Annotated in this window: 15 protein-coding genes; 4 read left to right on the top strand and 11 right to left on the bottom strand. The window is 46.3% G+C overall.

What is annotated here, in order from left to right; translation table 11 throughout:
- The first annotated feature begins 7 nt into the window (after positions 1–7).
- A complete protein-coding gene (locus tag KNO86_RS01680) occupies positions 8–280 on the top strand; it encodes a hypothetical protein (RefSeq protein WP_214692190.1) in 273 nt (90 codons plus the stop codon).
- 63 nt (positions 281–343) lie between these two features.
- Here the strand turns inward: KNO86_RS01680 and KNO86_RS14730 are convergent, their stop codons facing one another.
- Complete coding sequence (locus KNO86_RS14730) at positions 344–472, bottom strand: hypothetical protein (RefSeq protein WP_256441151.1); 129 nt, start codon at positions 470–472, stop codon at positions 344–346.
- A gap of 60 nt (positions 473–532) precedes the next feature.
- Complete coding sequence (locus tag KNO86_RS01675) at positions 533–3,196, bottom strand: cation-transporting P-type ATPase (protein WP_214692188.1); 2,664 nt, start codon at positions 3,194–3,196, stop codon at positions 533–535.
- A 263-nt stretch (positions 3,197–3,459) separates the two neighbouring features.
- Between KNO86_RS01675 and KNO86_RS01670 the strand changes: the two genes are divergently transcribed.
- Positions 3,460–4,494, top strand: coding sequence for a PTS sugar transporter subunit IIC (locus tag KNO86_RS01670; RefSeq protein WP_214692186.1), 1,035 nt, complete (start codon positions 3,460–3,462; stop codon positions 4,492–4,494).
- Positions 4,495–4,540: 46 nt separating this feature from the next.
- Here the strand turns inward: KNO86_RS01670 and KNO86_RS01665 are convergent, their stop codons facing one another.
- The 5 genes from KNO86_RS01665 to KNO86_RS01645 form a co-directional block, all read right to left on the bottom strand.
- Complete coding sequence (locus KNO86_RS01665) at positions 4,541–5,581, bottom strand: lipid II:glycine glycyltransferase FemX (protein ID WP_214692185.1); 1,041 nt, start codon at positions 5,579–5,581, stop codon at positions 4,541–4,543.
- A 276-nt stretch (positions 5,582–5,857) separates the two neighbouring features.
- Positions 5,858–6,946, bottom strand: a complete 1,089-nt coding sequence (gene tnpB, locus KNO86_RS01660) for an IS200/IS605 family element RNA-guided endonuclease TnpB (protein ID WP_214692183.1) — start codon at positions 6,944–6,946, stop codon at positions 5,858–5,860.
- 267 nt (positions 6,947–7,213) lie between these two features.
- On the bottom strand, positions 7,214–8,209 hold the full coding sequence (locus KNO86_RS01655; protein ID WP_214692181.1) for a Gfo/Idh/MocA family oxidoreductase: 996 nt from the start codon (positions 8,207–8,209) through the stop codon (positions 7,214–7,216).
- Positions 8,210–8,264: 55 nt separating this feature from the next.
- Positions 8,265–8,753: a GNAT family N-acetyltransferase gene (locus KNO86_RS01650; RefSeq protein WP_074034518.1), complete on the bottom strand. Its 489-nt coding sequence runs from the start codon at positions 8,751–8,753 to the stop codon at positions 8,265–8,267.
- 74 nt (positions 8,754–8,827) lie between these two features.
- Positions 8,828–9,262 carry an OsmC family protein gene (locus tag KNO86_RS01645; RefSeq protein ID WP_214692179.1) on the bottom strand — a complete coding sequence of 145 codons (435 nt, stop codon included), beginning with the start codon at positions 9,260–9,262 and terminating at the stop codon, positions 8,828–8,830.
- A gap of 85 nt (positions 9,263–9,347) precedes the next feature.
- Here KNO86_RS01645 and cls point away from each other — a divergent pair, with 85 nt between their 5' ends.
- Positions 9,348–10,811, top strand: a complete 1,464-nt coding sequence (gene cls, locus KNO86_RS01640) for a cardiolipin synthase (RefSeq protein WP_483297460.1) — start codon at positions 9,348–9,350, stop codon at positions 10,809–10,811.
- Positions 10,812–10,850: 39 nt separating this feature from the next.
- Here the strand turns inward: cls and KNO86_RS01635 are convergent, their stop codons facing one another.
- Positions 10,851–12,824: a methyl-accepting chemotaxis protein gene (locus KNO86_RS01635; protein ID WP_214692175.1), complete on the bottom strand. Its 1,974-nt coding sequence runs from the start codon at positions 12,822–12,824 to the stop codon at positions 10,851–10,853.
- Positions 12,825–13,064: 240 nt separating this feature from the next.
- On the opposite strand from KNO86_RS01635, the gene KNO86_RS01630 reads away from it, so the two are divergent.
- Complete coding sequence (locus KNO86_RS01630) at positions 13,065–13,700, top strand: peroxiredoxin-like family protein (RefSeq protein WP_214692173.1); 636 nt, start codon at positions 13,065–13,067, stop codon at positions 13,698–13,700.
- 30 nt (positions 13,701–13,730) lie between these two features.
- On the opposite strand, the gene KNO86_RS01625 is transcribed toward KNO86_RS01630, so the two are convergent.
- From KNO86_RS01625 to KNO86_RS01615, 3 genes are all read right to left on the bottom strand, one after another.
- Entirely contained in the window at positions 13,731–14,378 is a 648-nt protein-coding gene (locus KNO86_RS01625) for an alpha/beta family hydrolase (RefSeq protein WP_214692171.1), read from the bottom strand.
- Positions 14,379–14,387: 9 nt separating this feature from the next.
- Positions 14,388–15,125 carry a UMP kinase gene (gene pyrH / locus KNO86_RS01620; protein ID WP_214692169.1) on the bottom strand — a complete coding sequence of 246 codons (738 nt, stop codon included), beginning with the start codon at positions 15,123–15,125 and terminating at the stop codon, positions 14,388–14,390.
- A gap of 84 nt (positions 15,126–15,209) precedes the next feature.
- Positions 15,210–15,869, bottom strand: a complete 660-nt coding sequence (locus KNO86_RS01615) for a tetratricopeptide repeat protein (protein WP_214692160.1) — start codon at positions 15,867–15,869, stop codon at positions 15,210–15,212.
- Between the last annotated feature and the right edge of the window lie 33 nt (positions 15,870–15,902).

Here is a 15,902-nt window from a genome sequence, read left to right as displayed (position 1 = left end):
TTATCGCATGCGCTATTTTCAAGTCACCTCTTATGTGACTGTTAAGAATGAAGAACTTGTCTTGAATGAATATGTAAAAGTGCCAAATCCAAAAGTAGATCAATTTTTAAAAGAAACGCTAGAGCTTGATCTGTATGATGATCAAGTGACGTTGCGTGAATGTGTTGTCGCAAAAGGAAAGTGGGAATGCCCTGTCGGTGACTTCGTCATCACAGAACATATGGATGAAAAGAAGATTAATCGTCTACAAAACAGCCGTTCCTCAAAAACGAAAAAGTAACCTCGACACGAAAAACCTCCTTGTCTAATCGACGAGGAGGTTTTGTCTTACAAGTTAATCCCTTTATTCATCCGATTCTTCATCGGGATCTGGATCAGGGTGTTGGGTCGGAGCCGGTTTTTGTGCCGGGTTTGATTCATCATCCGGAATTGGATCTGGATGTACCCCTGGTTGTGATTCGTCTCGTTTCATCGTATCCCTCCTTCATCGTTACTCCATTTGTTTATCCGTTTTGTTTATAGATGAAACGTATCAGTGTATATTTTGATTCCCAATCACTCGTCTTGAGATGGCTTTCTCAATCTCTACGATGATAAATACGACGGCTCCAAATGCCACTGGATAAATCCAATCTTCCCACGTAAGTGGAGCGGTCCCGAATAGCGTATGCATGAACGGAACATACGTGATGAACAATTGTAGGGCGATGAGCAGTCCAGATACGAGGAACGCGATTTTATTGTCGAAGAAACGACGATTGAACGCCGGAACCAACTCAGTGCGACAGTTATATAAGTGGAACAACTGTGCCATGACAATCGCATTTAAAGTAATGGTCTGTAATTTCTCGGTCGAGTAATCGAAATCTCCGAGCATGTAGTTGATCCATAAACTACCTCCCCCGATTAATATCGACACGAACGTGACACGGAAGATGTAATAGCGACTGAGAAGTGGTACGTTCGCCGGTCGTGGAGGACGCTTCATCGTACTCTCTTCAAGTGGTTCAAAGGCAATCGCCAATGAAAGCGTAATCGCGACGACCATGTTGACCCATAAGATTTGAACTGGGCTGAGTGGAGCTGCTGCCCCGAGTAAAATACTCATCGCAACGAGTAACGCCTGTCCACCGTTCGTAGGGAGTAGGAAGAGAATCGTTTTCTTCAAGTTGTCATAGACACGTCGACCTTCACGGACGGCGTTATAGATGGTTTTGAAGTTATCATCGACAAGAACCATTTGAGAGGCTTCTTTTGCGACTTCCGTCCCTTTGATCCCCATTGCGACCCCTATATCGGCACGTTTTAAGGCTGGTGCATCGTTCACACCGTCTCCGGTCATCGAGGTGATCAATCCATTCTCTTGTAACCCTTTCACGAGACGAAGTTTATCGTTCGGACTCGTTCGGGCGAATACGTCATTATGAACCGACGCTTCTTTGATTTCTTCATCAGACATGTCTGTCAGCTCTCGACCCTCTAGCGCACCTTCCACTTCCATACCGAGTTCTTTTGCGATGGCGACAGCCGTATCCTTATGGTCACCCGTGATCATTTTAATTCGGATCCCAGCATCGCGACACGCGGCGACTGCGTCAATCGCCTCTTGACGTGGCGGATCGACGATACCAAACAAACCGAGGAAAGTCAGACCATCTTCAACGTCCTCATAATCAATCGATTGTTTTGAACTGTCGACACGTTTTAATCCAGCACCGAGGACACGCTGACCGCGGTCGGCAATCTCTTTTCGTTTTTCATCCCAATATTCTTGTTTGAATCCGTCTGTTGCCGCCATATCAAATAAGCGATCCGGAGCCCCTTTCACGAAGATCATGCGCTCGTCTTTATATTCAACGAGCGTCGCCATGTATTTGTACTCTGAATCAAATGGGATTTTAGAGATGACTTTAAGACGCTCAATCGGGCGCTCTGCTTTCTCAGCGACAGTTAATAAACAAGCTTCAGTCGGATCTCCGTTGATGACCCATTCTCCATCTTCTTTGTTCAACTGTGCATCGTTACACGTCTTCCCAACAGTTAATAGGTCAATCATTGACTCATCGTCATCCAAGTCAAACGGTTGACCGTTCAATTCTAAGTCTCCGTTCGGTGCATACCCGCTCCCTGACACCTCAATGTCATGTTTCGCCGTCACGATTTGTTTGACGGTCATCTCGTTTTTCGTCAACGTTCCGGTCTTATCGGTACAGATGACCGAGACTGCACCTAACGTCTCAACAGATGGCAAACTTCGAACAATTGCTTTTTGTTCAGCCATATTTCGGACCCCGAGCGCCAAGATAATCGAAATGACAGCTGGTAATCCTTCCGGAATGGCCGCGACTGCTAGACCAATCGTCGTTAACATGAGTTCGACTGGTTCATAATCTCGTAAGAAATAACCGAATGCATAAATAATGACAGAGATAATTAGGATAGCGATGGAGACCGTCTGTCCAAACTTTGTCGTCTGACGAATCAGTGGCGTCTTCACGGTTTGTACTTCTGAAATCGACGCATTGATTTGACCAAGTTCCGTACCTTCTCCGATTGCCGTCACAATGGCTTTCGCACTTCCCGTCGCCACACTCGTTCCTGAATAGACCATGTTCTTGCGATCTGCGAGCACGGCCTCTTCTTTAACGATGTCTGGTTTTTTCTCGACCGTTGTGGCCTCACCGGTCAATGCGGATTCTTCCACTTTAAATTTTTCCGCTTGAATGACCCTTGCGTCGGCTGGTACTTTGTCGCCGGCAGCAAGCACGAGAATATCTCCGACGACGAGATCACTTGAATCAATCTCGGATTGTTTACCATCGCGAATGACGGTCGCTTTCGTCTCAAGCAACTTTTTGATTCCTTCTAGTGCTTCTTCCGCTTTATTCTCTTGAAGATAACCGACAACTCCGATGACCGTCACAACCAAGACGATGACAATCGTATCGATGTATTCGCCAAGGAAACCGGTGACAACTGCCGCTCCTAAAAGAACATAAACGAGAATATCATTGAACTGTCTTAAAAATTTTATGATTTCAGGCGTCTTCTCCTTTTCAGGTAGGACGTTTTTTCCGAACTCCTCCTGACGATTAGTGACCGTTTGCTTCGAGAGACCTGATTCCACATCAGTCTCCACGTGGGACTGAACCTCGTCTACCTCGAGCGCATGCCATTCCCTGTTTTCGTTCTGCATGTTCCTTCCTCCTCGACCAATACTTTATGAAACATCTATCCCCTATCTGTTCCCAATCTGATGCGGCTCGACACGTCCAAACTTGTATAATTGATGTCATTTTTCAAAGAAAACGCTCCCATGATTTTTTGTTTCTTCATGTAAACGGTATCATGAATCAATTTTGATTTTTCTGATGAAAATGGCTTTACAGAAGCCTTTCAATCATTGAATATAGAAGAAATTATGAATGAATACAGATAGTTAGAAAGAAGGAAGAGTTTATGGTCATTATTCAAGGAATTGCACTTTTACTGCTCATCCTCGCCTTGTTCACACTTTTCAGTTACAAGGCGCCATTCGGAATGAAAGCGATGGGCGCATTGGCAGGTGCGGCAATCGCAAGCTTCCTCGTCGAAGCATTCAACGCTTATGCCATCGGCGGATTACTGCCACTCCCTTTATATGAAGAAGTCGGGCAGGCAGCCGGTTCATTATCTGGTCCTGCTGCCGCGGCACTCGTCGCCATCGCACTCGGAATCAATCCCGTTTATAGTTTAATGATCGGGTTATCCGTATCTGGTTTCGGGATTCTTCCTGGATTTTTCGCAGGATATATCTTGGCTCTGGCTGGCACACGAATCAATCGCTATCTTCCGACAGGTGTCGATATGATTTTCTACGTCATCGTGATGGCACCGCTCGCACGTCTTGTCGCTACTGGCGTGGACCCACTGGTTTCAAATACACTTGCACAAATCGGTGCAGTCATCGAACTCGCCGCGACGCAAAACCCGGTCGTCATGGGACTCGTTCTCGGTGGAATCGTTACTGTCGTGTCGACGTCACCTCTCAGCTCAATGGCTTTGACAGCGATGCTCGGATTGACAGGTGTGCCGATGGCGATTGCCGCTCTCGCGTTGACTGCATCCATTTCGATGAACTACCTGTTGTTCCGTCAACTGAAAATCGGTACGAAAAAAGACCAGCTTTCTGTAGCCATTGAACCGTTGACACAGGCCGACCTCATCTCGGCGAATCCAATCCCCATCTATAGTGTGAACTTTGTAGGGGGTGCAATCGCAGGATTGATTGTGGCGATGACCGGTATGATTAATGATGCCCCCGGGTCGGCTGCGGGTATTCCTGGTCTACTCGTCATGTATGGTTTTAACGACTGGCAGACCGTCACACTGACAGCTGTTGTTTTATTCATCCTTGGAATCGGATTCGGATTGATTGGAAGTCGACTCTTTAAAAACTTCTCGATTGTCCGACATACGGAAAAAGTTGAATCAACAGAAGAAGATGCCGCATAAAAAAATCGATGCACGCTTGAACAATTCGTTCGGCGGCATCGATTTTTTATTTTGTTTTAGTAAGTGTAGTTTCAATTCTCACTGGTGTTCTATAGATAGGGAAGTAATCAGACAGTCCGTGCTGTTGTATATGAATGGTATTCAATTGTTGATAAATCTCCTCGTTAAAAATACATTGACCAATGTAGTAAGGAAGTGGTTCATCTCCAGAAAAACTCAATTTAAATTTAAAGAGTGCGTCCTGTCCCGTTGCACCTCCACCAAGATGCAAATGCGTTTTTCCTTTTTCCCTTGCTCGACGAATCATTTCACTAAATAAGAAATGATTCGGACGAAGAGGTAAGTATTCTTTCAGAGAACCTCCCAGATGATAGTTTGCTCCATCGTCTCCGTACAGTACTAAAACTCCTGCAATCACAGTATTTTCAAATACAGCAAATAGAAACTCGGATTCGAATGATTCACTTGTCATCAAATTATTGAAATAAGAATCGGGATAATAATAGTCGTCAATCGCACTCCTGCGATTCATGGTCGCCTCATATAGATGCATGAACGTATGAATATCCGAGGCGTCACCACGCACGACAGTCAACTGTTCACGAATTGCTCGTTTCACATTTCGCTTCGTCATTTTATGGAATCGTTCGGTCAATTTTTCAAACGGTTCATTCAGTTGAACGTGCACCGTCTGTCGAACGGGGACCGCCTTCCCAAACGCTTTCATAATGGCATGATCCATCCTAAGTGGATGATAGCGAATCGTTTCAGTTACCGTTCTATCATTCTCCTCAAGCGCAACAAAATGTTGGCGGGCAATCATTACTTCATCGTCCGTGAACTCTCCTACTCGGAACGGACCACCATACCCGTAAGCTGTCACAAGATCATCGTAATTTTGATTAATACGTCGTCGAATGTAAGGATAAACCAACATTCCTTTCGATGTGGCAGCGACAAACATTTCTTGCCTATCGTTATATTCACAGTTCGCATTGATATAATCAAAATGATCATATACATCACAAGATATCAAATCTAACCATTTCTCCCATTCCAAACGGTCTTTAATGATTTTGAATTCCATCATTTCATCCCCTTTTAAGTAAGTGATTTCCATAACCACTTTTCCCATTTGAGGATTATTACACCAATGAAAAAATTAACTTTTTGTTGTTAACAATCAATGACTGTTAAATATCATTCACTAAATAAACATCGATAGTTCTCTTTTAATTTTCAGTGAACTACTCGCCACTTATTTGCTTCGCAAATTGAAGTGGGGGCTTCTTGGGAAGACCGTGCTCTTATTAGCCACGGTTGTTTACCAAGCTCGTCGGGCAGTCCCTGCCCTGAAGGATTGTCAGTCGGCCAACATCAATAGGTTGATACTCGCGTTGATGTCTCGGTCATGATGCGCGCCACAGACACACGTCCATTCACGGACATCCATCGCCTTCTTCTCGCCCTTTACTCCGCAAGTGGAGCAGATTTGAGTGGATGCGTACCAGGGGTCTGCCTTGATGAGTGTCCGTCCGTAGAAGTTTGATTTGTATTCGAGTTGACGGACGAACTCGTACCAACTGACATCGCCAACCGATTTGGCTAAGCGTCGGTTCTTCATTATGTTGCTCGATTTCAATGTCTCCACGACGATGACTTGGTTCTCGTCAACGATCCGTCTCGACAGTTTGTGAAGGAAGTCCTTGCGTTGGTTGGCAATCTTTTCATGTTTCTTGGCCACAAGTAATTTGGCTTTTTCACGATTCTTGCTCCCGATCTTCTTTCGTGACAGCGCCCGTTGCGCCTTCTTGACCTTCGCCTCGGACTTACGAAGGAAACGTGGGTTTTCGATTTTCTCCGATACCATCGCGTCGTTCGTCATGACGGCGAAATGTTCCAGGCCGAGGTCGATCCCGATTTTGTGCTCGGCTGGGATCCATGGTGCATCGTCCTGTTTGACGAGGATGGAGACAAAGAACTTGCCCGTCCTCGTCATCGAGACCGTCGCCGACCGGATGACGCCCTCGAACGGGCGATGTTGGGTGAAGCGCACGAACCCGACCTTCGGCAGACGGACCTTGCCCGCCTCGATGCGGATCGTGCCATGTTGATTGTTCGTCGTGTAGGAGGCGCGCGACCGCCGTCTCGATTTGAACACCGGGAAGCCGCCCGTCCCGGCGAAGAACTTCGCGAACGCGGTGTCGAGGTTCAGCTTCGCGTTCGCGAGCGCGAGGCTGTCCGCCTCGGCGAGGAACGGGAACAGGGGCTTGTAGGATGCGGGTGTCGCCGGTTTCCGTCTCGTTCCGCTCCCCGCCTTCGCCTCCTCGCGGATGGCGATCCGGTCCTCGAGCAGCTTGTTGTAGATGAAGCGTGTGCAGCCGATCGTCCGGACCAGGAAATCGGCCTGTGCCGGCGTCGGGTGGAGCCTGTATGTGTAGCCTTTCAGCATGTCCGTCCCTCCTTCCTCCAGAAGATTGTGATGTGTCTGCCTCATCCGATACCCGCGGAGGGGGAGGGAGAATCTGACGGAATCACGAACTTTTGTTCGTTATATCTGTCACAGGGAGAGAAGAGTTTTGGACCGGGCGATTCATCTCCCGCCTACGCTGGGCTACGCCCCGAGACGCTTAGAGGAGGGAGAATTCTCGCCTGATTTAGTTAAAAAAGAACAAACTCGCACTCAGGCGAATTCGTTCTTATAGAAATCTTATGGAAATCAATCTACTGACATCACTTGCCCCGTCTCAGACGATTGTCGAGCGAGTTCGATCATTTGCGTCGTGAGTGTCGCATCCTTTAATGAAACGACAGGTTGTCGTGTCTGATAGCTTTCGGCTAACTGATGATAATACATCAAATAGTCACCTTTCTCGACTTGAATCGTTTCGACCTCATCCGTCGACAAGATCCCAGTCTCTAACACGTCACTCGTAAACTGTCCTTGCTTCAGTGCCTCTTCCTGAGGGTCGAGTCCGAACTTCACGAAGCTACCTTTCGTTCCATGGACTTCGAACCGCGGAGTTTCGCCAGCGATGAATGGATTCGAGCGAAGATACACTCGCTTCTCTCCATAATAGAATGTCACATAGAATCCGTCGTCAGACTGTCCACCCTCTCGTTGAATCATCACATCCGCTTGAACCTTGTCAGGTTTCCCGAACAGGGCGAGGGTCTGATCGATGAGATGACTTCCTAAGTCAAACAAAATCCCTGATCCCGGGCCTGCATTTTCACGCCAACGATCCCGTACATTCGGTCGGAAACGATCAAATCGGGATTCAATCACTTTCCACTCCCCTAACACATTTGAGTCGAGCAATGACCGAATCGTTAGGAAATCACCGTCATAACGACGGTTTTGATAGACATTGACGATGCCTTCCGACGTCGCTTCAAGTTCCATCAACTCAAATCCTTCCTCAATTGTCAGGAAGGCTGGTTTTTCAACCAACACATCTTTCCCAGCTTTGAGGCAGGCAACAATCATCTCTTTATGTAAATGCGATGGTGTCGTGATGACATACAAAGAAGCATCTGTTTGAAGCGCCTCGTCTAATGTCGCATACACCTTGGCATCTGGTAATTCAGCCTTTACTTCATCCGGACGGGATGACACGACCCCGCTCACTTCAAAAGTGTCAATTGCCTTTAAAAACGGCAAATGGAATGTGTTCGCTGAAAAGCCGAACCCTACCAAAATGGTTTTAATCATGAAAACTCCTCCTTTTCGCTTTTATCATTGTATCAAAAAAAGGGTCCAAAGACCCTTATGCACTCATGCTCTCATCTAATCTGTATTCGAACGTATTGTACCCGTTTCGTGAATCGACAAAAACGAAACCAAAACGTGGATAATAACTATTTAGAAATTCATTGTCAGCGACACAATCTAGACGGATTGGTTCATCTTCATCGGCTTCCTCTAGCACGTGCTCCATGAGCTGCTGACCGACGCCACGACCTTTCAGCTTTTCGCTGACGACGATTCGATGGATATATTGTCCACGCTCACTGTCATCCCATAAGTTGTCATCCCAGTCATCCGGGGGCAACAAAGCGATTGAAGCTAAAATTTGTTGGTCATCTTCAAAGACATATACACTTCCTTCTGCAATGTCAGTGCGCACACGCTCTACGAGGTCCTGTTCCAAATATTCGGTCCATTGGTCGCTTCCTTGTTCATTTAGCGCTACGGCTCGTTGTTCGATTAGGTTCGCGATGTTGTTGGCATCGCGCTTCGTCGCGAGTCGAATCATAACGTCCTCCTTTAGTTATACAGTATTTGAAATACAAATATAACGGAGAACACATTGCCTTTCAACCATCTTGCTCACTGTTGAAGTTCGAACGGTGTGACCTCGCCATCGTTTAATTGATAGCTGTAGGATAAAGTCGCGTTGAGACTATGTGAAACAGAACAATAGCGTTCAACAGATAGTTCAATCGCACGTCGCACTCGCTCTTCTGACATGTCGCCTTTCAGAATATACAAGATGTGAATGGCTGTAAAGCGTTTCGGATGATCGATTGCCCGAACCCCATCAATCTTCATTTCGAACGATTCTAACGGTTGACGCATCTTATGCAGAATGGAGACGATATCGATCCCCGTGCAAGACGCGGTGGCGTGAATCAACATCTCCGTCGGACGAGGTCCCGTGTCGAGACCGCCCACGTCCTCGGACGCATCAAGTGTCACCGTGTGCCCCGATGGCGTATGCGTTTCAAACGCCATGCCTTGCTTCCATACGACTTCCATGTTCATTGTCTTCTCCCCCCATTTCATTTGATAGCAACCTATTCCCGCATTTGATGTATGATTAAGCTACAAATCGATTTTTAAGGGGTGTATGTTGTTGGATTGGTCCATTATTTTCAGTTGGGGGCTATATATCGTCCTCGGGTTAAACTTATTGTTCGCACTTGCCGTCATTTTTGCCGAAAGACGTGACGTTGGCGCGACCTGGGCCTGGTTGCTTGTCCTATTTTTCTTGCCGGTGCTCGGTTTTATCATTTACCTGTTCCTCGGACGACAACTCAAAAAGGATAACTTCTACAATTTGAGTGTGGAAGAACGCTCTTTTCATTCGCTACAAGTGGAAGCACAGCTCGAACAGATTCACACACGTCAGACGCAACTTGCGCAGCCACTGTTCGAAAAGTATGACCAACTGCTTCAAATGAATTTGCGCTCTTCAAAATCTTTGATTAGTGTACATAACCGTTCCCTCATCTTACATGACGGCGAACAAAAGTTTAAAGCGTTGATGGATGATATTCGCTCCGCTGAAACCGAAATCAATATTCAGTACTATATCATCCAGCGTGATGCTCTCGGACAAGCTCTTTTAAAGGAATTGATTGAACGAGCGAAAGCGGGTGTCAAAGTACGGCTTCTTTACGACGCGGTCGGTTCTCGTAGTCTTCGGAACTCAGACTTCAAAGAATTAATTGCGAACGATGGGGAAGTACGTGTCTTCTTCCCACCAACACTTGGGATGATCAATTTTAAGTTGAACAACCGCAATCACCGAAAAGTCGTCATCATCGATGGGAAAATCGGATATGTCGGTGGATTTAATGTCGGGACCGAATACCTCGGACTTGTTGAGAAGTTCGGTTATTGGCGCGATACCCATTTACGTGTCGAAGGAGACGTCGTCTACAATCTCCAACACCGCTTCATCCTAGACTGGAATTACTCAGGTCACCGCAAGCATGACCCGGAGAATACGTTCTGCTTTGCGAGACATGAGATTAAAGACAATTCGCCGATGCAAATCGTCACGAGCGGTCCGAACTCGGATACCGAACATTTAAAAAATATGATGATTAAAATGATCATGTCGGCGAAAAGACGGGTCGTCATCCAAACCCCTTATTTCATACCCGACACGAGTTTTATGGATGCATGTAAAATGGCACTCAACTCCGGCGTTCAGATGGACATCATGATTCCAGGAAAACCGGACCACCCGTTCGTCATGTGGGCATCGCTCTCCTTCCTTGGAGAGTTGCTCGATTATGGGGCAAACGTCTATCTGTATGATGAAGGTTTCCTCCACGCGAAGACGCTTGTCGTCGATGATGAGATTGCGACGGTCGGAACCACGAATTTGGATGCCCGAAGCTTCCGTCTCAACTTTGAAGTGAACGCAGTCATTTACGACGAACGCGTCGCTCTCGAACTCGTTTCCCTGTTTGAGACAGACACGGCGGTCAGTCGGACGTATACGATGGAAGACTATGAAAAGCGGAAATGGACAGTACGTGCTCGGGAGGGTGTCTCACGACTCCTCAGCCCGATTTTATAACGAAAGAAGCAGAGCTCGGCGCTCTGCTTCTATTTCATTTTATAGTTTGAATCGTGAGACGAGGTCTTGTAGTTCTTCTGCCATCGTCGCGAGCGCCTTCGCTGATTGTGACACTTCTTCAATCGATTTCAACTGGTCGTCTGTCGTCGCTGCGACTTGTTTGGAGACACTTGAGTTCTCGTCGGCGATGTCAGCAATTTGGGATGCGGTCGCCGCTACTTCTTGGACGTTTGCCGCAATCTCCTCGACTGTTGCCGTCACATCTTCGATTCGCGGTGTCATCGCGACCGTTCGCTCTTTGATTTTCTCAAATCGATCTGCCGTCATTTCTGAAGAAATGAGACCGGCTTTCGTATGAGTGGATACTTCTTGCATCAGATGGACGGATTGTTCCGTCTCCTGTTTGATGCGGTCAATCAATGCCGCAATTTGTTTCGTCGACTGTTGGGACTGTTCCGCAAGCTTTCGGACCTCACTCGCCACGACGGCGAACCCTTTCCCGTTCTCACCGGCACGTGCCGCTTCAATCGCTGCGTTCAAAGCGAGCAGGTTCGTCTGTTCTGCAATCCCGTTGATGACCGAGACGATTTCTCCAATCTCACTTGAACGATGTGCCAACGATTGGATGACACCTTCAAACGTGACGACCGATGCATCGATCGCCTGCATCTGTTTAACGTTCTCTCGCACGGTCGTTGACCCATCTTCTGCTTCATTTGACGTCTCACGTGATAGTTCAGACACGTCCATCGAGCTCTCTGAGATGCGCATGATTCCGGACGTGATGGCCTGGAGTGACGTCGCGTTGTCATCGAGCTGACGTTTTGAACCATCGGCACTGACCGCCATCTGGTCGACCGCACGAGCAATCTGTTCTGACGAAGCGGAATTATGTGCGGAGTTCGCCATCAATTCCTGCGAAGATGCCGCGACTTGACTAATTGAATCGTCGAGACGAAGTAAAAGCATCCGTAGTGAGGCACTCATCTCATTGAAACTCTCTGAGACGCGACCGATTTCATCGTTCGATAAGACAGGGATCGGTTCAGTCAAATCGCCGGACTTAATCCGTTCTGCCCCCTCGGTTAATAGACGTAACGGACGCAAAATCGACCGGAGAACGAAATATAGAAGAATAGCCGCCACACCGAACATACCGATAATGACGAACACGGTCGTCCAAAGGATGCCGACAGTCTCGTCTTGAATTTCACCATCGTATAGGGTCCCTGTGATTTTCCACCTTGTGAGCGGGTTCGTCACGAACGCTTTTTCGACACCCTCTCCATTCTCTTCAGCGGACAGGATTCCCTCATCTGTTGCAAAAACAGATTCCATCGATGACTCTTCTGATTTCTCTCCGACAGCAATCGATGGATGAATGACGACTTGTCTGGCCTCATCGAAGATAGCCACATATCCTTCTTCACCGATTTGAATATTCTTTGCGACTTCTGCAATATCATTCACGTCCACATCAACCGCCACGACCCCGCGACCATCTGCCGTCTTTTTAGAGACCGTGATCATCATTTTTTGAGAAGCGGCGTCTACGTATGGATTCGTGATGGCGACGTCTTGATCACTCGCTTCTGCCGCCTCATACCAAGGACGAGTCCGTGGATCGTATCCTTCCGGCAATTCTTGCTCAGGATAGATCGTCATCGTACCTTCCGCTGAGGCAAAATAAATATTTGTCACTTTAGGGTGTGTGTCTAAGTATTCCGTGAACTTTTCTGCTAACGCTTGATTGTCTTCACCTTCTTCATAGATGGATGCATCAATCCGATTGGAGAAGAATGAAATGTCCGTCTGAATCGGAGCAATCAAATTCGTCACTTCATTATTCATCCGGTCTACCCCCGAATTGGCAGACTGGATCATTTGTGACTCGATTTTTTGTTTCGCCTGCGTATAAGCGACGACCCCGATCAATGTTGCTGGAATGAGTAGTAATAGAACTGATAAGACAATTAATTTTTGTTTGATGCTGATGGTACGTTTCTGTCTCATAAAACATCTCCTTACCCCGAATAGAATGTTCAAGAAGCATCGGTATGGGGTACCGAATCCTCCTTGGGTTACTTACAATATCGGTTAGGAAAAATAGATGTTAATCATTGATTGAATTATTCGAAAATTATTTTTCGGAAGCTGAAATGGAGTTTCACTTTATTCAGAACATAACGGCAAATCATTTTATTCGTAATCCGAAATGTATTAAGTTAACATATCGGAAAAGGGGGTAAAAACATGAATACATTATTGGAAGAAATCAAAGCGTATAAAAATCAATTTAAGCAAAAAGCGCCAGCCGAAAAACAACGTTTGATGGCGCAGGCGACACAAGAATTGAAAGAATCAGGGGTGGCTACCGGTTTAGCAGTCGGGGATCAAGCTCCGCTGTTTGAATTGCCTCATGCGGATGGGACAGAAGTCGGTTTGAAAACACTTCTTGAAAAAGGACCTGTCATCGTCACGTTTTATCGCGGTGGATGGTGCCCATACTGTAACCTCGAACTCCGAGCGTATCAGCGAGAATTGGCACAAATTGAGGAAAAGGGTGCGACGCTCGTGGCAATCAGCCCGGAGACTCCGGATTACTCACTATCTACGAAAGAGAAAAATGAGCTTGATTTTTACGTGTTAAGCGACGTGGATAATCAAGTCGCACGCCAATTCGATCTCGTCTTTGATATGCCGGATTATTTGATTGAGATTTATGAGGCGTCTGGTCTTCACGTCGATGCACATAACGGCAATGAGGACTGGCAACTCCCGAAGCCAGCGACGTTCATCATTCAACCAAATGGTATGATTTCATTCAGTGATGTGCCCGCTGACTATACAGAACGAGTAGACCCGAAAACGGTCGTTGAACAATTATAAATAAATGAGGAGATGACGCGTGTCATCTCCTCATTTTAATTGAATGAATTTTTCTACTGTTCGAAGCAGTGATTCGAGTAACGTTAGTGACCCATATGTATCTCCTGTATACTCGAGACTATGATTCATCTGTTCGACAATCTCGAGTTCGGTCAAGTCCAGATGTTCAAGATGCTTCATTCTCTCATCTATATAATGTTGGTCCGCCGTTCCCATAAGCACGAGCTGTTTACCTTTATGGGACAGGATTGCTTCGTATATGTCGTCTTGTTTCAACAACGGTGTCAACCAAACCAGTTTGGCATCATGAAACACGTTTCGGGTAAGCTCACTTGCCATCGCCATCGTACCGAGCGATTTTCCGATGATTATGTATTCATTAATAGAATGGGATTGTAGCACTTGGTCGATGACGAGACGAACATCGTCAACAATCGCCACTGATACATCGACTGAATCATACCGCTCATCCCGATAATTGTAGTTGACTTCAAGAACATTCAATCCATTCTCTAAACATAACGCTGTCGTATAGCGAAACATCGGGGAATCATTTGTATATCCGTATCCGGGTAACAACATCACGAGCGTATCGGATGACGAATCAGGCTGCAGGAACGAATACGAGACAGGTATTCCGTTTGTCCCGACGACGTGACCATCTGTTACTTCATACATATCGTCCCCTCAATTCTGCAAAAGTTGCGTGTCATGGTGATGAATCATCGTTCCAATGATCTCTCCTTGGAGAATCCGATGAATGGCGTTCCGTTCTTTGAAGTCGAACAAGTGAATCGGCAAACCGTGGTCTCTTGCAAGAAGTAATGCCGATTGATCCATCACTTTCAAATCATGAGCGATGACGTCGTTATAGTGTAGGGTTTCGTATTGACGCGCCTCCGAGTCCAACCGAGGGTCTCGGTCAAATACGCCGGAGACACCGTTCTTGGCCACAAACAGGGCATCGCATCCCACTTCGATGGCACGCTGAACAGCCGGGTAGTCTGAAGAGACGAACGGTTGACCGTTACCGCCTGCGAAAATGACGACATACCCTTTTTTCAAGTGATTGATGGCCCGAAGTTGAATGTATGGCTCGGCAACGCTTGGCATTGGAATCGACGTCATGACGCGTACTTCTCGATTGGCATCACGTTTCAAGATGCCACGCAGCATCAATGAGTTCATGACTGTCCCGAGCGTCCCGATGCTGTCAGCTTCCACTCGATTGATCCCCCACGTTTCTGCTTGATTCCCTCGGAAGAGATTTCCCCCGCCGACCATGACACACACTTCAACCCCGCTATTTGCGAGTGACAATATTTCTTCTGCTATCAGGCTGAGGCTCATTTCGTCAAAATTATCCGTTCCATCACCAGCCAGAGCGGCTCCACTTATCTTGATACAGATATTCCTATGTTCCATCTTTCCCCAACCCTTCATTTGGAATTTTTGTTCAATTCAGTATAGAAGAGTTTATATTATGGAACAACACTATTTTTAATTGATTCATAAGGACATTTCTTTATATTCCTTGTAAAACTCATCTAACATATAAAGTCCACCGATTTCTTCATCGATAAACGTATATAAAGAAATTTCAAATTCTAGGGGCGATGCTTCATTGAAACACTCTTTTACTCTTAGCAAACCTTCTTTTACATACTGCTTTCCCTTTTCAATATTCTCGTTTGAGATATAGTAAAGTCCAAGATCAAGATAGTAACGAGGAAATTCTGGGTACTCCTCAATCGCTTTTAACAGGTACGGTTCATACTGATCTGGACGTTCGAATTGATGTAGATTAGCCATTGAATAGTAGAGGATCCCTTTTGATTTAGCATCCATTTTATTCAGCATAGACTTGATCTCTTCGATCTTTGTTTCGTCATATACTGGATAGACGAAAGTTGATTCAAGATATACGCCGAGGGCGAAGAAAATCGTATGCTCCGGAAACTTATCAAATGCTTCGAATAAGTGTTTGGAGGCACTTTCATAGTCTTCTTCCGGCGTATCCATTTCAGCACTAATGAGAGTCGTCCAGGCGATGAATTCGTCTGGGTACTCTCGAACTAATTCTCTGGCGGCACGGATTGCAAGGAACAGCTTCTTTGGCGATTGTGCCATAGTTTGTATCTTTTGAATTTCTTGCTCAAAATCTATCATTTTCTCTGCCCCCTTTAAAAATTTTCATCTATT

Origin of the sequence: Exiguobacterium sp. s160, from assembly GCF_018617575.1 — a bacterium.
In the GTDB taxonomy this organism is placed as follows: domain Bacteria; phylum Bacillota; class Bacilli; order Exiguobacteriales; family Exiguobacteriaceae; genus Exiguobacterium; species Exiguobacterium aestuarii_A.
The sequence above is the reverse complement of the archived record's forward strand: the minus strand, read 5'-3'. Positions and strand labels throughout refer to the sequence as shown.